This window comes from Propionivibrio sp., from assembly GCF_016790145.1.
Lineage (GTDB): Bacteria > Pseudomonadota > Gammaproteobacteria > Burkholderiales > Rhodocyclaceae > Propionivibrio.
On the sequence record NZ_JAEUOI010000060.1, the window covers coordinates 1 to 14,189 of the forward strand.

Below are 14,189 nucleotides of genomic sequence, written 5' to 3' on the forward strand. Positions count from 1 at the left end.
GCGGCTATCTTGGTCGCAACAATGATCCGCCCCCGGGGCACCAGCTCATGTGGCAGGGCTATGCGGTCCTGCAAATCCTCTGCATTGGCTTTTCTCTTAGGCCGCCGGATACAAGTTGAAACACTTGTGGGTAATGGGCAGAGCTAGGTTGTTTGCCAATGGACCAAAGGGGCATCGAGATTTATTGATGAGATCAGCACCTCCGCCCTTGTCCTGCCGGACAACCGAATAAGCGCCTGATTTTTTTGATCAATTTTTTCATTGTAGAAGTCTGGGCCGTACGGCGGCAATGTAGCTTGAAGCGGCCGGATGACTTCCATATCTCATCAGGCGGCTCAGGGTCGGATGGAGCCCGCCACCCCTCAAAACTTAGCGTCTGCTTACCGGCCAGAACCTGCCGTTCGCGCAAATTATGCTCGGCACTGCCGCCAGCGTCGGCTTCAGACTGTAAGCGACCTGATGAATTTTGCATGCCCAACGGCCGCTGCACTCTGATTCCTGCCCTTGCGAATGCATCAGCGTTTGATGACAGCCAGCGACCCATTGCCGCCGGTAGCAATAAATGGAAGCCACCATTCGCGGCACACCCTGGAAAAGGAAAGCAGTCATTAGTTATGCGGCGGTGATTTCTTCGTCACTCTCGACACGATCGGTGGGCCACTGCCCCATTCAAGGCTCGTTTGCGGTACCCCCTACAGCGAACGTACGGCATGGAACATGCCGGGGTCCTCAGGGTCCCTGTGCAATGCGAAGCCGAGTTGGTGGGCGAACTTGATCATGTTGTTGTTGGCGGCAAGGATGAAGGCTTCCATTTTCTGCATGCCGCGCGCCCTGGCCGCGTCGATCAATTCCAGCATCAGGATGCCGGCAACGCCGCTGCCCTGCCATTCATCGTCTATGGCAATGGCGAACTCGCATTCGTCGCCACTCGGGCCAGCGATATAGCGCGCCACGCCGATCTCGACGTCCTGCCCGTCGCGCTGGATAATGGCCACCAGCGCCAGGTGCCGTACGTAGTCGATCTCGGTCAGGTACTTCAACTTGCCGGGAGGCAGTTCCTTCAGTGTGGACATGAAGCGCTTGTAGCGCGAATCGGCTGAAAGATGCTGCACGAAATCCTGTTCCAGCGGCTTGTCTTCGGCGCGGATCGGGCGGATGGTGACCGGGCTGCCGTCGAAAAGGTAACGGTTGCGGACCAGTTCGGCGGGATAGTCGGCCACCAGTCACTCCTCCGGGGCGGCCGGGATCTTCTCGGCCAGGTAGGCGACGACGCCATCCAGGGTCACAAGCTTGCCGTAGTCGGTTTCGGGGATATTGACCCCCAGTTTCTCGTGAATGCTCGCCAGCACGTTGAGCCAGTCCATGGAATCGAGGTCGATCTGGGTGCGCAGGGGCTTGTCGGGGACGATCCGCGTGGGATCGATTTCCGGGGCCAATCGCCTGACGATGGCGAGAACTTCCGTGCGGATTTGTTCGTGCTTCTGAGTCATCTTCCCTCCCCTTGCGCCAGCGTCGAATCGTCGCCTTCGGGCACTCCGAGTTCCCTTGCCTTGAGGAGCCGGCGCATGATTTTTCCACTACGAGTATGTGGCAGCGCCGGCACGAAGGCAATCTCCTTCGGTGCCACCACTGTGCCCAGGCGCCGACGCGCGTGGGCCAATAAGACGAGGCGCAGGTCTTCGCTTGGTTCGATATCGCGCTTGAGCACGACAAAGGCCTTTATCACTTCTCCGGCCAGCGCATCCGGTTTGCCGATGACGCCCGCCTCGGCAACCCCCGGGTGCTCCATCAACACGCTCTCCACTTCGAACGAGCCGATTAGATGGCCGGATGACTTGATCACGTCGTCGCTGCGGCCGACAAACCAGTAATATCCATCGGCATCGCGCCGTACCAGATCGCCGGTGAGATAGAGATTGCCGGCAAAGCACTCGCGGTAGCGCGCTGGCTGGTCGAGATAGCCGCGAAACATCGACGGCCAGCCGGTTTCCAGCGCCAGTTCGCCGATCGTATCGGGTGCCTCGATCACCGTGACAGGTTCGCCCTCCTGGTGGCGGACGACATGGGCGGCAATGCCCGGCAGGGGACGACCCATCGAGCCGGGCTTGATGTCCTGGGCGGCGGTGTTGCCAATCATGATGCCGCCGGTTTCGCTCTGCCACCAGTTGTCGTGGATCGGTCGCCCGAATACATCCTGTCCCCACCACACCGCTTCCGGGTTGAGCGCTTCGCCCACGCTGGCGATGAAGCGCAAGCCGGGAAAACGGTGCCCGGCAAACAGTTCCGGGCCGGCCTTCATCAGCAGCCGGATCGCCGTCGGCGCTGTGTACCAGACATTGATCCGCTCGCTTTCGAGAATGTGGATCCAGCGCAGTGGGTCGAAGTCGGCCCCATCGACGATGCAGGTGGCGCCGATGACCAGAGGCGCGACGATGCCGTACGAGGTACCGGTCACCCAGCCCGGATCGGCCGTGCACCAGAACACGTCATCCGGATGCAGGTCGAGGGCGATCCGCGCCGTGGCGTAGTGCGTCAGGACGGCGCTGTGAACGTGGATGGCCCCCTTGGGCAGGCCGGTCGTTCCGCTGGTGAAATGCAGCAGGGCCGGGTCTTCGGGGCCCGTTGGCACCAGCGCCGTGGTTTCCGGGGCGGCGCGCAGCAGGGCATGCAGGTCCAGGGTGTCCGCAATGTTGCCGGCGCCGAGATCGTCGATCAGCAGGACATGCCTGAGGGAGGGGAGTTCGGCGCGCAGTGCGGCAACTTTGCGTTGATAGGCGCTGGCCGTCGTCACTAACACTTTACCGGCCGCCTGGGCGATTCGGCTGCGGATCGGCTCGGGACCGAAGGACAGAAAAAGCGGCGAGACTACGGCGCCGATCTTGAGCGCACCGAGTACGGCGACGTACAACTCCCAGATACGACCGCACAGCACGAAAACGCGGTCCCCTTTCTGCACGTCCAGCGATTTGAGGGTGTTCCCGAAGCGGTCAGTCAGGCCGGCGAGTTCTCGATAGCTGAGGTTGCGGGTGCTGCCATCCGTTCCCAGAAACCGGAAGGCAGTATTCTCGGCACGGTCGGAACGGGCATGGCGGTCGACAGCCAGATGGGCAATGTTGATGGTGCCATCGGAGGATTCGCCAAGCTCGCGGCTGATCTGTGACCAAGAAAACGAGGCGCCATTTGCTGTCGAGGGCGAATCAACAGGCGACTTGCGAATCAGCGGTGGTCTCATCGGTGAATCCATCAGGGAAACCATGCCATGGTATTCTCATTCGGGGCTGAAGGTTCCGCGTTGATGCTTCTCAAGCACGCCTCGAATGGAGGCAGGCTTCGACAGTCTTGCACGCAGACGATGCGCTCGTCGATATTGAATCCCTCGGGCAGGGGCCCAACTCCGCCTCAATAGCCTGCCGTTTCGACGAGGCGCATGGCTTGGATAGTGCAAGCACGGAGGTCGGTCGCCCGCAGCCTCTTCCGTCACGCCGGCGCTGCCGTAGCACACGCCAGAAAACAGCAACCGGGCTTGAAAGCGCCACTGCCGGCCCCATATCCGATCCTGTTCCCACCCGATGCCGGCCCCGATCCCCATGCTCACCCTGACCGGCCTCACGTTGGCCCTAATCATCGGGCTGATCCTTCAACCCTGGTGGGTCGAGCGCCGCCGGGCACGGCTGCGAGACGCGCCTTTTCCCGTGGCTTGGAGTCATATCCTGCGTCAGCGCTTGCCGCAGTTGCGGCGCCTCCCGCGCGCATTGCAGCGCGAACTCAATCGGCAAATCATGGTCTTTGTCGCCGAGAAGGATTTCATCGGCTGCGGCGGCTTCGTCATTGACGACGAGGTGCGCGTGACGATCGCCGCGCAAGCGTGTCTGCTCACGGTCAATCAACCACGCCGAGATTACTTTCCGGCGCTACAGAGCGTTCTCGTTTACCCTGGTCCGTTTTTCGTCGACCGGTGCATTCCCGATGTCGATGGAATCGTCGCCGAGCAGCGGGTCGTGATGATCGGCGAATCTTGGGCGCAGGGCCGGGTAGTGCTGTCCTGGCCCGATGTCGTGGCCGGTGCGGCAATCGACGAGGTCGGGCGCAACGTTGTCATCCACGAGTTCGCGCATCAACTCGACCAAGCGACAGGCAGCGCAAACGGTGCGCCATTGCTGCCTTCGCGGCGTCGCTACGCGACGTGGTCGAACGTTCTCGGCGCCGCCTTTACTCGGCTGCGCGAGGATTTGGCCTTGGGTCGGCCTAACCTTATCGACGCCTATGCGGCGACCAACCCGGCGGAGTTCTTCGCTGTTGTCAGCGAAGTGTTCTTCGAGCTGCCCGATCGGCTCGCCAGTGCCGAACCGGCGCTCTACGCGGAGTTGCGCCACTTCTACAATCTCGATCCGGCGCTCTGGTAACCCTCGTGGAAGTCGCGGTTTGGTCAGTGCCAATCCGCCGCGGTCGCGGCCTTGCTGACGCATTTCGCTGCCCCCCTTCCCAACGATCAGATTTCGGTGATCTCCATGGCCGCAATGGAAAAAGCTCAGTTGTATGTCTGCAATGGGAGCAGCGTTCCCACCGGCGGCTTCTGGCCGTTATGGAGACATCTCGATTCGCATCCCTTCAACATTGTGCATTGCACAAGTGCGAATCAATCACCGATTACTGATAGCCTTACCTGCTTCTTTTGCTGCTTTTACTTTTTGCCGCTGGCGTAGCGGAGCGTGACTTCGGCGAGGGCTTGATCCTGGCTTCCGGCTCAGGCGATTTCGGCTGGTCACCGATCAAACGCTTGAGCGGGCAGATCTTGAACGCGGGGCATTTCTGGCAACCTGCTACGATGGCAATCGGGCAAATAGTCACGGGGTTTCCTGTCTGAAGAGGGGGAAAGTGGCTCAGTATGCACTCGGTGAGTACCGGAAGGTAGTCTGTTTCACCTAATCGGGAATTGTCATGAAAGATATTCAATCCAGGCTAGCGTTCTCCGCCTCCCAGGGCCAGCCAGAAGGCTCTGCATTTCCCGGCGAAGCCCAGTCTTTCATCGGACAGCGCCTCAAGGAAGTCCGAAAGACGTTTTGATCGGGAGACGGCCAAGAACACCAGGGCGGAAATCACGAGGGTGGCAATCACACCATGCAACAGGCGTTCCTCGGGCGGTCCCTCGCCAAAGGGAAGGATATTCATCCCGAAGTAGCCGGTAGTCACCGTGGCAATCAGACCGAGGATCGTTATCACGGTCAGTCGGACTACCGTATTCGATTGACGACGCTGCGAATCGCTGTCGAGATAATGGCTCATCTCACGAATTTCGTCGCGTACCTCATCGTAGCGATCGTCATTTTGCAGGTGAGTCGAACACAGCCGGAAAATAGCCTGTACATGCGGGCGCTCGGACAACTCGTGAAACCAGTAACGGTGCGTAAAGCGCAGGAAGGTCTCGAAGTTGGCCCGAATCCTTCGCTTGAAGCGGCGGACCGATACCTCGTTGCGAATATTGAGTTTATTGACGGCGTCTACGAGCACTTCGGAAAACACCAGCAACGCAGCACGATGCAGATGCGCAATGAGAAAAACCAGGAAGTACTGGTGACGGAATTGCGCCAGTACGCCCGTTTCCTTGTCCAGGAAAAAAGGCTTGGCGGCGTCTCCAACAAGGGTAATGGCGTTGCCGGTGCAGATGAAGCGTGAGTTGGGCCCGGCCTCGTTATCGTTCCAGAAGCGATCCTGACAGTAACGCTTTTCAAATTCGGCGACCCTGGGTTCATTGACCGGCAAGGCTTCATCGGGATGCAGCAGGGCCGCCAGGCCGATGCGCACCCAGTCTTCGCGGCTCAGCGCCCGCGGTTGCTCGATCGCCAGAAAGGCCATCACCGGCATGCGGTGGTATTCGATGAGCCGATAGCGCTGGATCCCTGGCTCGTTGGAATGATCAAGTACCAGAGGACGCAGCAGGCAGGCCCAGTGCTCCGAAATACAGGGGCTGCGATGCTCGCAAACGAAGCTCAGGTACTTGTCGCGACGCCCGGCATCGGAGCGCGCAATCACCGCCCCATCGACATCAAGCCACTCGGCGAGATAGGCATTGTGCAAACCCTCGCCATCCTCTTCCCATCCCGAGGGATAGGCGCGACCCAAACGGAAAAGAATGTCGCGAACGGCATCCAGCGGCAGGTTGTCGGCGCGAAACTCCAGATTGAACAGAACCAGATCGAGGTCGTGAAAAAAGTACAGGTCGATATGCACGACGTGCAATTCGATCGGCGCCTGACCTTTGCGCAGGGTCAAGCGGAGACAGGCAATGTCCTTGCGCCGGAAAACATGCATCGGCGAACTGGCCGGCGGGTCATCCGGGGACCCACGGCGCGAGCGTCCTTCACCATAGAGAAAGCACTGGACATAAGGCAGGAAGGAGACAAACTCACGGTAATGGCGCTCCTTGAAGTGGCCTGGGTCATCGGTAAATTCGTCATCGACGCGTTGCCAGTGCCGGGTATCGTTCCTGGCCTCGAAAACTTCCCAATGACGACCCCGGGAACTGTCAATGGCCAATGGCTCGAGTTGCAGAGGCCATAAAAGGCTGGAATGAAACAAGCGGACGCGGCTGCCGTTTTGAAAACTGTCTTGAGCTGACACCGGATTTCCCTCCCTGATCAGGCTTGCACAGGAGTTTAGCTCTTTTACTGGCTGACGACGCAAAGCAGGTGGTTTTGCGCTGATCGTAGCGGCTTAAGGGCATCGAAAGCTGAATCCGATGATGAAACCGGGTTGCGCTACTCCGTGATCGGCGTGATACATTGTGATCTGGTAAAAACAGGAGAAAAATGATGATCAAGCACGGATTTTCAGGTCACACCCTGCTGATTGCGGCAGGTCTGCTGTTGGCCGCTACGGCAAGTGCCGCGCAGCAGGCGAGCGAAGCAAAGGCAGTGAAGCCAACGTCAGGCAAGGTCGCGGCACGAGCGATGAAACCCGAACTTGAAGCCCGGGCCATCGCCATTCTCAGGGCGACGAGCGAGCGTCTGGCTGCGGCCCGGAGCATGTCATTCACGGCGCTCGTGACCTATGAAAGCCCGAGTCGCATCGGCCCCGCCCTGGCCTACACGACGGTCTCCGAGGTGGCCATGCAGCGGCCCGACAAGCTCCGGGTGATTACGCCCGGCGACGGACCGGGCTCGGAGTTTTACTACAACGGCAAGACGATGACGGCCTTCGCACCTGCGGAGAACCTGGTCGCTGTCACTGCCGCCCCGCCGACCATCGATGCGGCGCTCAAGGCCGCGTTCGACGGTGCCGCCATCTATTTCCCCTTCACCGACCTGCTCGTAGCCGACCCCTACAAGGCACTGGCCGATGGATTGACCCTGGCTTTCTACATCGGCCAGTCCAAAGTCATTGGCGGAACGACGACCGACATGGTAGCCCTGGTCAATGACAATGTCTTCGTGCAGGTCTGGATCGGCAGTGAAGACAAGCTGCCGCGCATGCTGCGGGCGGTGTATCGCAACGATCCCCTGCGCCTGCGCCACCAGATGGAGCTTACCAACTGGAAGCTCGATCCCGTACTGGCGCCCGATACGTTCAGTTCGTCGAAGGCTGTCGCGGCGACTCCGATTGCTTTTGCCCACCCTGGCGGTTCGGCGGCAAACGCCTTCAAACCACCCGTAAAAACCAGGCCTGCCGCGAAGCCTGCCAAGGCCCAATAAGGAGAGCTCATCATGAAATCGATCATTCTCGGCATGGTATTGCTACTCGGCGTCGCCGTTCCGACCGGACAGGCCCTGGCCTGGGCCAGTGCTAACCGCTTTGGCGGCAGCACCGAGCACGTTCCCGGTGCCACCGAACACACCAACGCCTACGGGGGCAGTTCAGCGCACGTCGAAGGCGTGGGCAGCGAACACACCAATATGGACGGCGGCAGGACGGCCACCTCGTACGGTTACGGCACGGTACACACCGCACCGGACGGGGCGTCGGCTTACCGCCCGCCGGAGTACGCGCCCTATCACCCACCCGTGGTCGTTCCGCATTACGCTAGCGGATGCTACAACTGCGCAAATGCCGACGCTGCGGGTGCCGTCGTCGGAGTCGGTGCCGGCGCCGCAGTGGTTTCGACCAACCGCGGCCCGACCTTCGTGGTCGGCACCAGCTACTCAAGCCTGCCGGTCAATGCGAATCCCGTCAGAAGGAACGGAGTGACCTACTATTCCGTCGGTGATGCGTGGTTCCAGCCGGCCTATGGCGCCAACGGCGTTTATTACCGCGTCGTGCCGGCGCCTTGAGCAGGACAGGATCCAGCGCAGTGAGCGCCCGACCTGATTACGACAGGTCGCTCAACGAAGTGCAAGCGAAAGGCTGTACCTTCATCCTGAAGGAGCAACCGGATGGCTGGATCGGCAACACGGTGGTAGCCGGTGCGCCACCGATCATCAACCTGCGCCTTGATCCGTTTGAACGCACCGCCTGGGCCAAGGGAAACGTCGGGTCGTATAGCTACCTGGAGTGGTACAAGTACCAGTTCTGGCGCTTTGTTCAGGTTCAGGACGCGGTCAAGGAACTGGCCACGTCAGCCATCGAGTTTCCACCGATGCAAAAGGGTGTGAGTTTCACCATGGAAGCGGTCGCGGCACAAATCCGTGCAACCATAGCGAAAAACCAGGCGAGCAAATAGCCGGCATAGCGCCCTGACGGGATGCCGGCACCCGCTCGCAGGAGTGCCCGTCAAAGGGAATCCCGTTCCAGGGAGCGGGATTCCCTGCCATTGCGTCGGGGATGACGGTTGCAGCCGGCTTATGGTGCCAACGGCGTTTATCTGCGCGTCGTCACAGCCTTCTTGGCGCCTTGGGCAAGACACTAATTCAGCGCCTATGCTCCTGCCCTCACCCTTGTTGAATTGCGCGTTGTATTCATTGCTTCAAGAAAACCCGGAAGCCCTTTGTCATGAGGGTTGGGGTGGTCAGCAACCTGGACTCGGGCCGGCTTCAGCACTAAGCATCCGGGCCTGATCCCGCCAGCCCGCCAGTGCGGCGTAGTACCCCTGCCATACACACTCGCTGCAGCCCACCCCACAGCATGTGCTCGGCACCGGCGGCGGCGGGCGTAGGCCGAGTTTGCGCTGGCTGAGCAAGGCTTCGATTGCACGCACGATGGCTTGGGCATCGTCCAGGTTGTTCATCGGCAGAGCGAAGGGATCGGGAAGCGGGCTTGTGTCGGACATCATGGCTCGACTGACGGCTAGAACGACGAACCCGGGGTTTTCAGGAACTCGATTTCTTCCGCGCTGGAGACACGTCCGAGCAGAGCATTGCGGTGCGGGTATCGGCCAAAGCGATCGATGATGGCCTTGTGCCTGAGCTCGAATTGCAGATACGATTCGAGGCCGACCTGGCCAAACAGGCTGACGGCAATGGCGTGCATTTCCGGCGACTCGCTATGCATGAAAGGCATGTAGAGAAAGGCCTTTTTCGCCGGCTCCAGCGCATCGTCAACGTGCGCCGCGATCGCCTCCTGCGCCAGCGCCAGAGCCAGGGAATCGCTGGCAAACGCCTGTGCCGTAGCGCGATGAATGGTGCGCGAGAACTGGTCCAGAACGATGATTTCTGCCAGGCGACCCTGCGCGGCAGCACGCCACGCATAAAGTTCGCATTGCGCGGCCTGCGCAAGCACGGCGCCAAATCTCTCGCGAATCCGGCGATCGAATTCATCGTTCTGGCGCCACCATTGCGCCGGCTCGATTTCAAGGAACCAGAAGTCGATGATGTGTTGATAATCCAGGTCGTCGTGCATCGAATTTTTTCCGGCCGGGTTTTGCTCAAGTAAGGGGATTCATTCATCGAACCGGATAGTAGCCCATTTGAGCTAGTCTATCGTTAAGGCTTATGAAATAGGACCTCCGGCAGAGGTCATTTGAGGCAAGCGGATTGGTCCGGAAAAATGACCGGCATAATTATTGTAAAAATTTGACCTTATAAGTACTTTTTCGATTGTTTTTAAAGCCATTATTATTATTTTATAATCGGCACTTTAACCGGCAAAATTTTCGCAGGCGATGACTTTGGAGAAAATCAAGCGCTACACCCAGCCACACCAGTTCGAGCCGCTGCTGCCGCAACAGCGGCTGGACGAACTGCGTCGGCCTGCCCGCACCGTCGTGGAGCGGTCTCTGCGGCTTGCCGGCGCTGCGCATCCGGCAACGATTGCCAGCCTGCGCGAACTGGTGCGGGCGATGAATTCCTATTATTCGAACCGCATTGAAGGCCAGAGCACGCACCCGATCAATATCGAACGAGCGCTGCACCGCGACTTTTCCGAGCAACCTGATGTCGCTCGACTGCAGCGCCTGGCATTGGCGCATATCGAGGCCGAGCGGGAGCTTGAACAGCGGGTGGTCGCCGGAGATCGTCCCCTGACCGCCACCTTTCTGCGGAAGGCCCATGCCGCGCTGTATGGCCGGCTGGCCGTCGAAGACCGGACCACCTCCGAGGAACGAATCGTCGTGCCCGGCGCGCTACGCACCGAACAAGTGGCTGTCGGTCGTCACGAACCGCCGCTCTTCTCGTCCTTGCCGGCCTTTCTAGACAGGCTTGACGTGGCCTATTCGCGTCCACTCGCTGTGGACGACATGCTGCCCGGCATCGCCGCCGCGCATCACCGCGGTGCCTGGGTGCATCCCTTTCTCGATGGCAACGGTCGCGCCGTACGCTTGCAGACGCATTGCGCGCTGTGGCCCCTGAGCTCCGGGCTGTGGTCGATGAGCCGGGGTCTGGCCCGTAAGCGCGACACCTATTACGCCCTGCTCGATGCCGCCGACAGTCACCGGCACGGCGACCTGGACGGACGCGGCAACCTGAGCGAGAAGCTGCTGTGGGAATGGTGCGAATGGTTCATCGCCCTCGCCGCCGACCAGGTCGATTTCATGACCAGAATGCTTGACCTGGACGCCATGAAAGCGCGCATCGCCGCCCTGATTACCTACCGCTCGACACTCGACAGGCGCATTCGCTCGGAAGCCATTGTTCCGCTGCATCACCTGTTTCTGGCCGGGCCCACCCCGCGCGGCGAATTCCAGCAAATGACCGGCCTTGGCGAACGCACCGCACGAGCATTGCTGTCACGGCTGATCGACACCGGTCTGGTCACCAGCACCGGCCACACAGCGCCTGTACAGATGGCGTTTCCGCTCGATGCGCTCCAGTTCCTGCTGCCGGAGCTTTACCCGGAAGCCGCAACGCAAGCGCCTTGAAAATCACTGATCGCTCCCGGATCGCTACCGGGTCAGACCCCGGTTTCTACGTGACCCGGTTTTTCCGACTGATTCGGTCGTGCCGGATCGCCCACTACCCTTGCGCCATCTGATGAGTTGCATTGGAAACCGGGATCCCGCATTGCTTTCGATTAACCCCATCTGATTTATCATCATTGACAAATTAACGCCTGTCGTTAATATAACAATGATGATTGATCGCCAAGCCGAAACCTCCATTCACCAGACCCTGGCCCATACCGCCGCTGTCGTGCTGCTCGGGCCGCGTCAGGTGGGCAAAACCACGCTGGCGCGGCATATCGCTGCAGACTGGCCGGGCGGCACGGTTTATCTCGATCTCGAACGCCCCGCCGACCGCCTGCGCCTTGATGATGCCGACAGCTATCTGCGCGCCCAAAATGGAAAGCTGGTGATCCTCGACGAAATCCACCGTGCCCCGGGCGTATTCGACATCCTGCGCGGCATCATCGACGACAAGCGTCAGGCCGGGCAGCGCAGCGGCCAGTTCCTGCTGCTGGGTTCGGCTGCGCTGGACCTGATGCGCCAGTCGAGCGAAACCCTGGCCGGCCGGGTCGCCTATCTCGACATCGCCCCGTTCGATATCTGCGATGCCACTGCGGCGGGGCTCGATGCGACGACGCTCTGGCTGCGCGGAGGTTTCCCCGACAGCCTGCTGGCGCGCGACGAGCGGCGCAGCCTCGACTGGCGGCGCAATTTCATCCGCAGCTATCTTGAACGTGACGTGCCGATGTTTGCGCCACGGCTGCCCGCCGAAACCATCGGTCGCTTGTGGACCATGCTGGCGCACCAGCAAGGCAGCCTGCTCAACCAGTCCCGCCTGGCCGCCGCGCTCGGCGTCGCCAACCCGACGGTGGATCGTTACATCGACCTGCTGGTCGATCTGCTACTGCTGCGCCGGCTGCAACCGTGGAGCGGCAATGTCGGCAAACGCCTGATCAAGTCGCCCAAGGTCTATGTGCGCGACAGCGGCATCCTGCACGGCCTGCTGGAACTGGAAACGCTGGACGATCTGCTCGGGCACCCGGTCTGCGGGCTCAGCTTTGAAGGGCATTGCATCGAAAACCTGGTGCTGGCGGCGGCCCCGCGCCGGGTAGCGTATTTTTACCGCACCCATGCCGGCGCCGAAATCGATCTGCTGCTCGAAAAAGGCGGGCAACCCGAAATCGCCATCGAGATCAGGCGTTCAAGCGCGCCGAGTCCGGCAAAAGGCTTTGCCCAGGCCTGCGACGATCTGCGCATCACGCAGCGCTACGTGGTCTACCCAGGCAGCGAGACGTTCGCGCTGCGCCATGGCGCGCAAGCCATCGGCCTGGCCGAACTGGCTGGATTGTTGCGTGCGGAATACGTGGTCTGACCGGGGTCAGACCACGTGTCGCGCTGGATGAGCCGGGGCCTGGCACGCAAGCGCGACACTTGACAGGCGCATTCGCACGAAAGCCATAAATGACGGGGCATTTGGGAAGTCGGCGTTGGTGAGACTGCGCCAGTTCGCGACCTTCAGGGGCCTAACCACGGGAAACGGCTTGACGCATGTGGTATCGCGCCGTAATGTTACCCAATCGGAAGTCGTTACCATGAGGAGAACTCAATGAACGCAGCCCTGCTTGATCGAATCACCATCGAATCCGGAAAGTGCGGCGGCAAGCCGTGTATCCGCAACATGCGCATTCGTGTCAGCGACCTACTTGAAATGTTGGGCGAAGGCGTGAGCATGGAAGAAATCCTGACAGACTTTCCCGATCTCGAGCGCGAAGACATCCTGGCCAGCTTGCAATTCGCCGCCCGTCGCAGTGACATTGTTCGCCTTGCCGCGTGAAATTCTGGTTGGATGCCCAACTGCCGCCCATGTTGGCTCAGTGGTTGTCGACGACATATGGTATCGAAGCCGTATCGTTGCGCGACTTGGGCATGAGAGATGCGTCGGACCTCGAAATATTCCAGGCTGCGCAGCGGGTGCAAGCGGTGCTCATCAGCAAGGACAGCGACTTTGTTGAACTGGTCAGCCGTCATGGCCCACCTCCCCAACTACCTTGGGTGACCTGCGGCAACGTGACTAACCGACAGTTGCAATGGCTGTTCAGCAAGACATTTTCCGAAGCCTTGGCGTTATTGGCATCAGGTCAGGCAATCGTCGAACTGGGATGAGGCCGCCGTAAATGCATATAGCCAGAAGTCAGCGCAATCCGCCCTAGACCTGATCGCCGTCAAGGACTTGGCGGTTGATCTCGAATTGATCGCAGACACCCTGCGCGAGGCCGGGTTGACAGCGGCGGTGCGTCAGGTGGAGGACGAAGCCGCCTTCCGCGCCACCCTTGACGAGCGGCTGCCCGATGCCATCCTGGCCGACTGGACGCTGCCGGCATTTTCCGGCCAGGTAAGCGTGGCGCACCCCAAGCAACCGTGATCCAAGTCAAGCATTTTGGGGACTCCACGGCGTATTATTTTTGAGTATCGTGTTCATGATTGTGAGCAGCTTTCGCATACAGGCGACGATAATGACCTTGCCGGGTTTGCCGGCCTGTTTGAGTCGTTCTGCCAAGGTTTTGATACGACTGTTAAACCGAATGGCGGAAACGGTCGCCATGTACAAGACCGCCCGCACATCAGCTCGGCCACCCCAGACAAAGCGCTTACCCCGATGTTTACCGCTGTCTTTCGCCAACGGGGCCACGCCCGCCAAGGCCGCAATTTCACGGCGATTAAGCTGGCCAAGTTCGGGACATTTGGCGAGCATCGTCAAACTGGTGACTTCCCCGACGCCAGGAATACCGCGCAGCAGATCATCCTTGGTTTTCCAAACGTCCGATGCGCGCAAGCGCTTGGTCATCTCATCATCGAGATCGGTGATGCGCTTATTCAGCCAAGTGATGTGTGCCGCCAAGCTCTTCTTTTGGATCTTCGAGGCCGTTCCCAGACGGAGCGT

General features: G+C 60.2%; 16 protein-coding genes. 9 read left to right on the forward strand and 7 right to left on the reverse strand.

Annotated features, from left to right (window positions below; genetic code table 11):
• Positions 1-692: 692 nt before the first annotated feature.
• From JNM42_RS05740 to acsA, 3 genes are read right to left on the reverse strand one after another with little or no spacing between them, the layout of a single operon-like run.
• A complete protein-coding gene (locus JNM42_RS05740; protein ID WP_294267539.1) occupies positions 693-1,220 on the reverse strand; it encodes a GNAT family N-acetyltransferase in 528 nt (175 codons plus the stop codon).
• Between the two features lie 3 nt (positions 1,221-1,223).
• Entirely contained in the window at positions 1,224-1,490 is a 267-nt protein-coding gene (locus tag JNM42_RS05745) for an acyl carrier protein (protein ID WP_294267541.1), read from the reverse strand.
• Complete coding sequence (acsA, locus tag JNM42_RS05750; protein WP_294267543.1) at positions 1,487-3,232, reverse strand: acetate--CoA ligase; 1,746 nt, start codon at positions 3,230-3,232, stop codon at positions 1,487-1,489. Before acsA ends, JNM42_RS05745 begins: the two co-directional genes overlap by 4 nt.
• 355 nt (positions 3,233-3,587) lie before the next feature.
• On the opposite strand from acsA, the gene JNM42_RS05755 reads away from it, so the two are divergent.
• Positions 3,588-4,403, forward strand: a complete 816-nt coding sequence (locus JNM42_RS05755) for a M90 family metallopeptidase (protein ID WP_294267545.1) — start codon at positions 3,588-3,590, stop codon at positions 4,401-4,403.
• A 556-nt stretch (positions 4,404-4,959) separates the two neighbouring features.
• Here JNM42_RS05755 and JNM42_RS05760 read toward each other — a convergent pair.
• Positions 4,960-6,534, reverse strand: coding sequence for a CorA family divalent cation transporter (locus JNM42_RS05760; RefSeq protein ID WP_294267547.1), 1,575 nt, complete (start codon positions 6,532-6,534; stop codon positions 4,960-4,962).
• Between the two features lie 272 nt (positions 6,535-6,806).
• Between JNM42_RS05760 and JNM42_RS05765 the strand changes: the two genes are divergently transcribed.
• The 3 genes from JNM42_RS05765 to JNM42_RS05775 are packed head-to-tail and all read left to right on the forward strand — an operon-like array spanning position 6,807 to position 8,653.
• Positions 6,807-7,688 carry a DUF2092 domain-containing protein gene (locus tag JNM42_RS05765; protein WP_294267549.1) on the forward strand — a complete coding sequence of 294 codons (882 nt, stop codon included), beginning with the start codon at positions 6,807-6,809 and terminating at the stop codon, positions 7,686-7,688.
• A gap of 12 nt (positions 7,689-7,700) precedes the next feature.
• Complete coding sequence (locus JNM42_RS05770; protein ID WP_294267550.1) at positions 7,701-8,264, forward strand: hypothetical protein; 564 nt, start codon at positions 7,701-7,703, stop codon at positions 8,262-8,264.
• Between the two features lie 20 nt (positions 8,265-8,284).
• Positions 8,285-8,653 (forward strand): hypothetical protein, encoded by a 369-nt coding sequence (locus JNM42_RS05775; RefSeq protein WP_294267552.1) that lies wholly within the window; start codon positions 8,285-8,287, stop codon positions 8,651-8,653.
• Positions 8,654-8,938: 285 nt separating this feature from the next.
• On the opposite strand, the gene JNM42_RS05780 is transcribed toward JNM42_RS05775, so the two are convergent.
• Both JNM42_RS05780 and JNM42_RS05785 read right to left on the reverse strand, forming a co-directional pair.
• Complete coding sequence (locus JNM42_RS05780; RefSeq protein WP_294267554.1) at positions 8,939-9,202, reverse strand: oxidoreductase-like domain-containing protein; 264 nt, start codon at positions 9,200-9,202, stop codon at positions 8,939-8,941.
• Between the two features lie 14 nt (positions 9,203-9,216).
• Positions 9,217-9,768, reverse strand: a complete 552-nt coding sequence (locus JNM42_RS05785; RefSeq protein WP_294267555.1) for a DUF924 family protein — start codon at positions 9,766-9,768, stop codon at positions 9,217-9,219.
• A 262-nt stretch (positions 9,769-10,030) separates the two neighbouring features.
• Between JNM42_RS05785 and JNM42_RS05790 the strand changes: the two genes are divergently transcribed.
• The 5 genes from JNM42_RS05790 to JNM42_RS05810 all read left to right on the forward strand — a co-directional run bounded on the left by JNM42_RS05790 (position 10,031) and on the right by JNM42_RS05810 (position 13,670).
• Entirely contained in the window at positions 10,031-11,224 is a 1,194-nt protein-coding gene (locus tag JNM42_RS05790; protein WP_294267556.1) for a Fic family protein, read from the forward strand.
• A 208-nt stretch (positions 11,225-11,432) separates the two neighbouring features.
• Positions 11,433-12,620 carry an ATP-binding protein gene (locus tag JNM42_RS05795; RefSeq protein ID WP_294267558.1) on the forward strand — a complete coding sequence of 396 codons (1,188 nt, stop codon included), beginning with the start codon at positions 11,433-11,435 and terminating at the stop codon, positions 12,618-12,620.
• A gap of 234 nt (positions 12,621-12,854) precedes the next feature.
• Complete coding sequence (locus JNM42_RS05800) at positions 12,855-13,082, forward strand: DUF433 domain-containing protein (RefSeq protein WP_294267560.1); 228 nt, start codon at positions 12,855-12,857, stop codon at positions 13,080-13,082.
• A gap of 8 nt (positions 13,083-13,090) precedes the next feature.
• Complete coding sequence (locus JNM42_RS05805) at positions 13,091-13,411, forward strand: DUF5615 family PIN-like protein (RefSeq protein WP_294267562.1); 321 nt, start codon at positions 13,091-13,093, stop codon at positions 13,409-13,411.
• Positions 13,412-13,496: 85 nt separating this feature from the next.
• Positions 13,497-13,670, forward strand: a complete 174-nt coding sequence (locus JNM42_RS05810) for a hypothetical protein (RefSeq protein ID WP_294267564.1) — start codon at positions 13,497-13,499, stop codon at positions 13,668-13,670.
• A gap of 6 nt (positions 13,671-13,676) precedes the next feature.
• Here the strand turns inward: JNM42_RS05810 and JNM42_RS05815 are convergent.
• Positions 13,677-14,189: transposase (locus JNM42_RS05815; RefSeq protein ID WP_294267566.1), on the reverse strand; the 513-nt coding region annotated here is incomplete at its 5' end.

What these genes read in the sequence shown, in the direction of transcription:
- JNM42_RS05745 (WP_294267541.1), bottom strand. Translation starts at nt 1,490, where the DNA reads ATGACTCAGAAGCACGAACAAATCCGCACGGAAGTTCTCGCCATCGTC.
- acsA (WP_294267543.1), bottom strand. Translation starts at nt 3,232, where the DNA reads ATGAGACCACCGCTGATTCGCAAGTCGCCTGTTGATTCGCCCTCGACA.
- JNM42_RS05755 (WP_294267545.1), top strand. Translation starts at nt 3,588, where the DNA reads ATGCTCACCCTGACCGGCCTCACGTTGGCCCTAATCATCGGGCTGATC.
- JNM42_RS05765 (WP_294267549.1), top strand. Translation starts at nt 6,807, where the DNA reads ATGATGATCAAGCACGGATTTTCAGGTCACACCCTGCTGATTGCGGCA.
- JNM42_RS05770 (WP_294267550.1), top strand. Translation starts at nt 7,701, where the DNA reads ATGAAATCGATCATTCTCGGCATGGTATTGCTACTCGGCGTCGCCGTT.
- JNM42_RS05780 (WP_294267554.1), bottom strand. Translation starts at nt 9,202, where the DNA reads ATGATGTCCGACACAAGCCCGCTTCCCGATCCCTTCGCTCTGCCGATG.
- JNM42_RS05785 (WP_294267555.1), bottom strand. Translation starts at nt 9,768, where the DNA reads ATGCACGACGACCTGGATTATCAACACATCATCGACTTCTGGTTCCTT.
- JNM42_RS05790 (WP_294267556.1), top strand. Translation starts at nt 10,031, where the DNA reads ATGACTTTGGAGAAAATCAAGCGCTACACCCAGCCACACCAGTTCGAG.
- JNM42_RS05795 (WP_294267558.1), top strand. Translation starts at nt 11,433, where the DNA reads ATGATGATTGATCGCCAAGCCGAAACCTCCATTCACCAGACCCTGGCC.
- JNM42_RS05800 (WP_294267560.1), top strand. Translation starts at nt 12,855, where the DNA reads ATGAACGCAGCCCTGCTTGATCGAATCACCATCGAATCCGGAAAGTGC.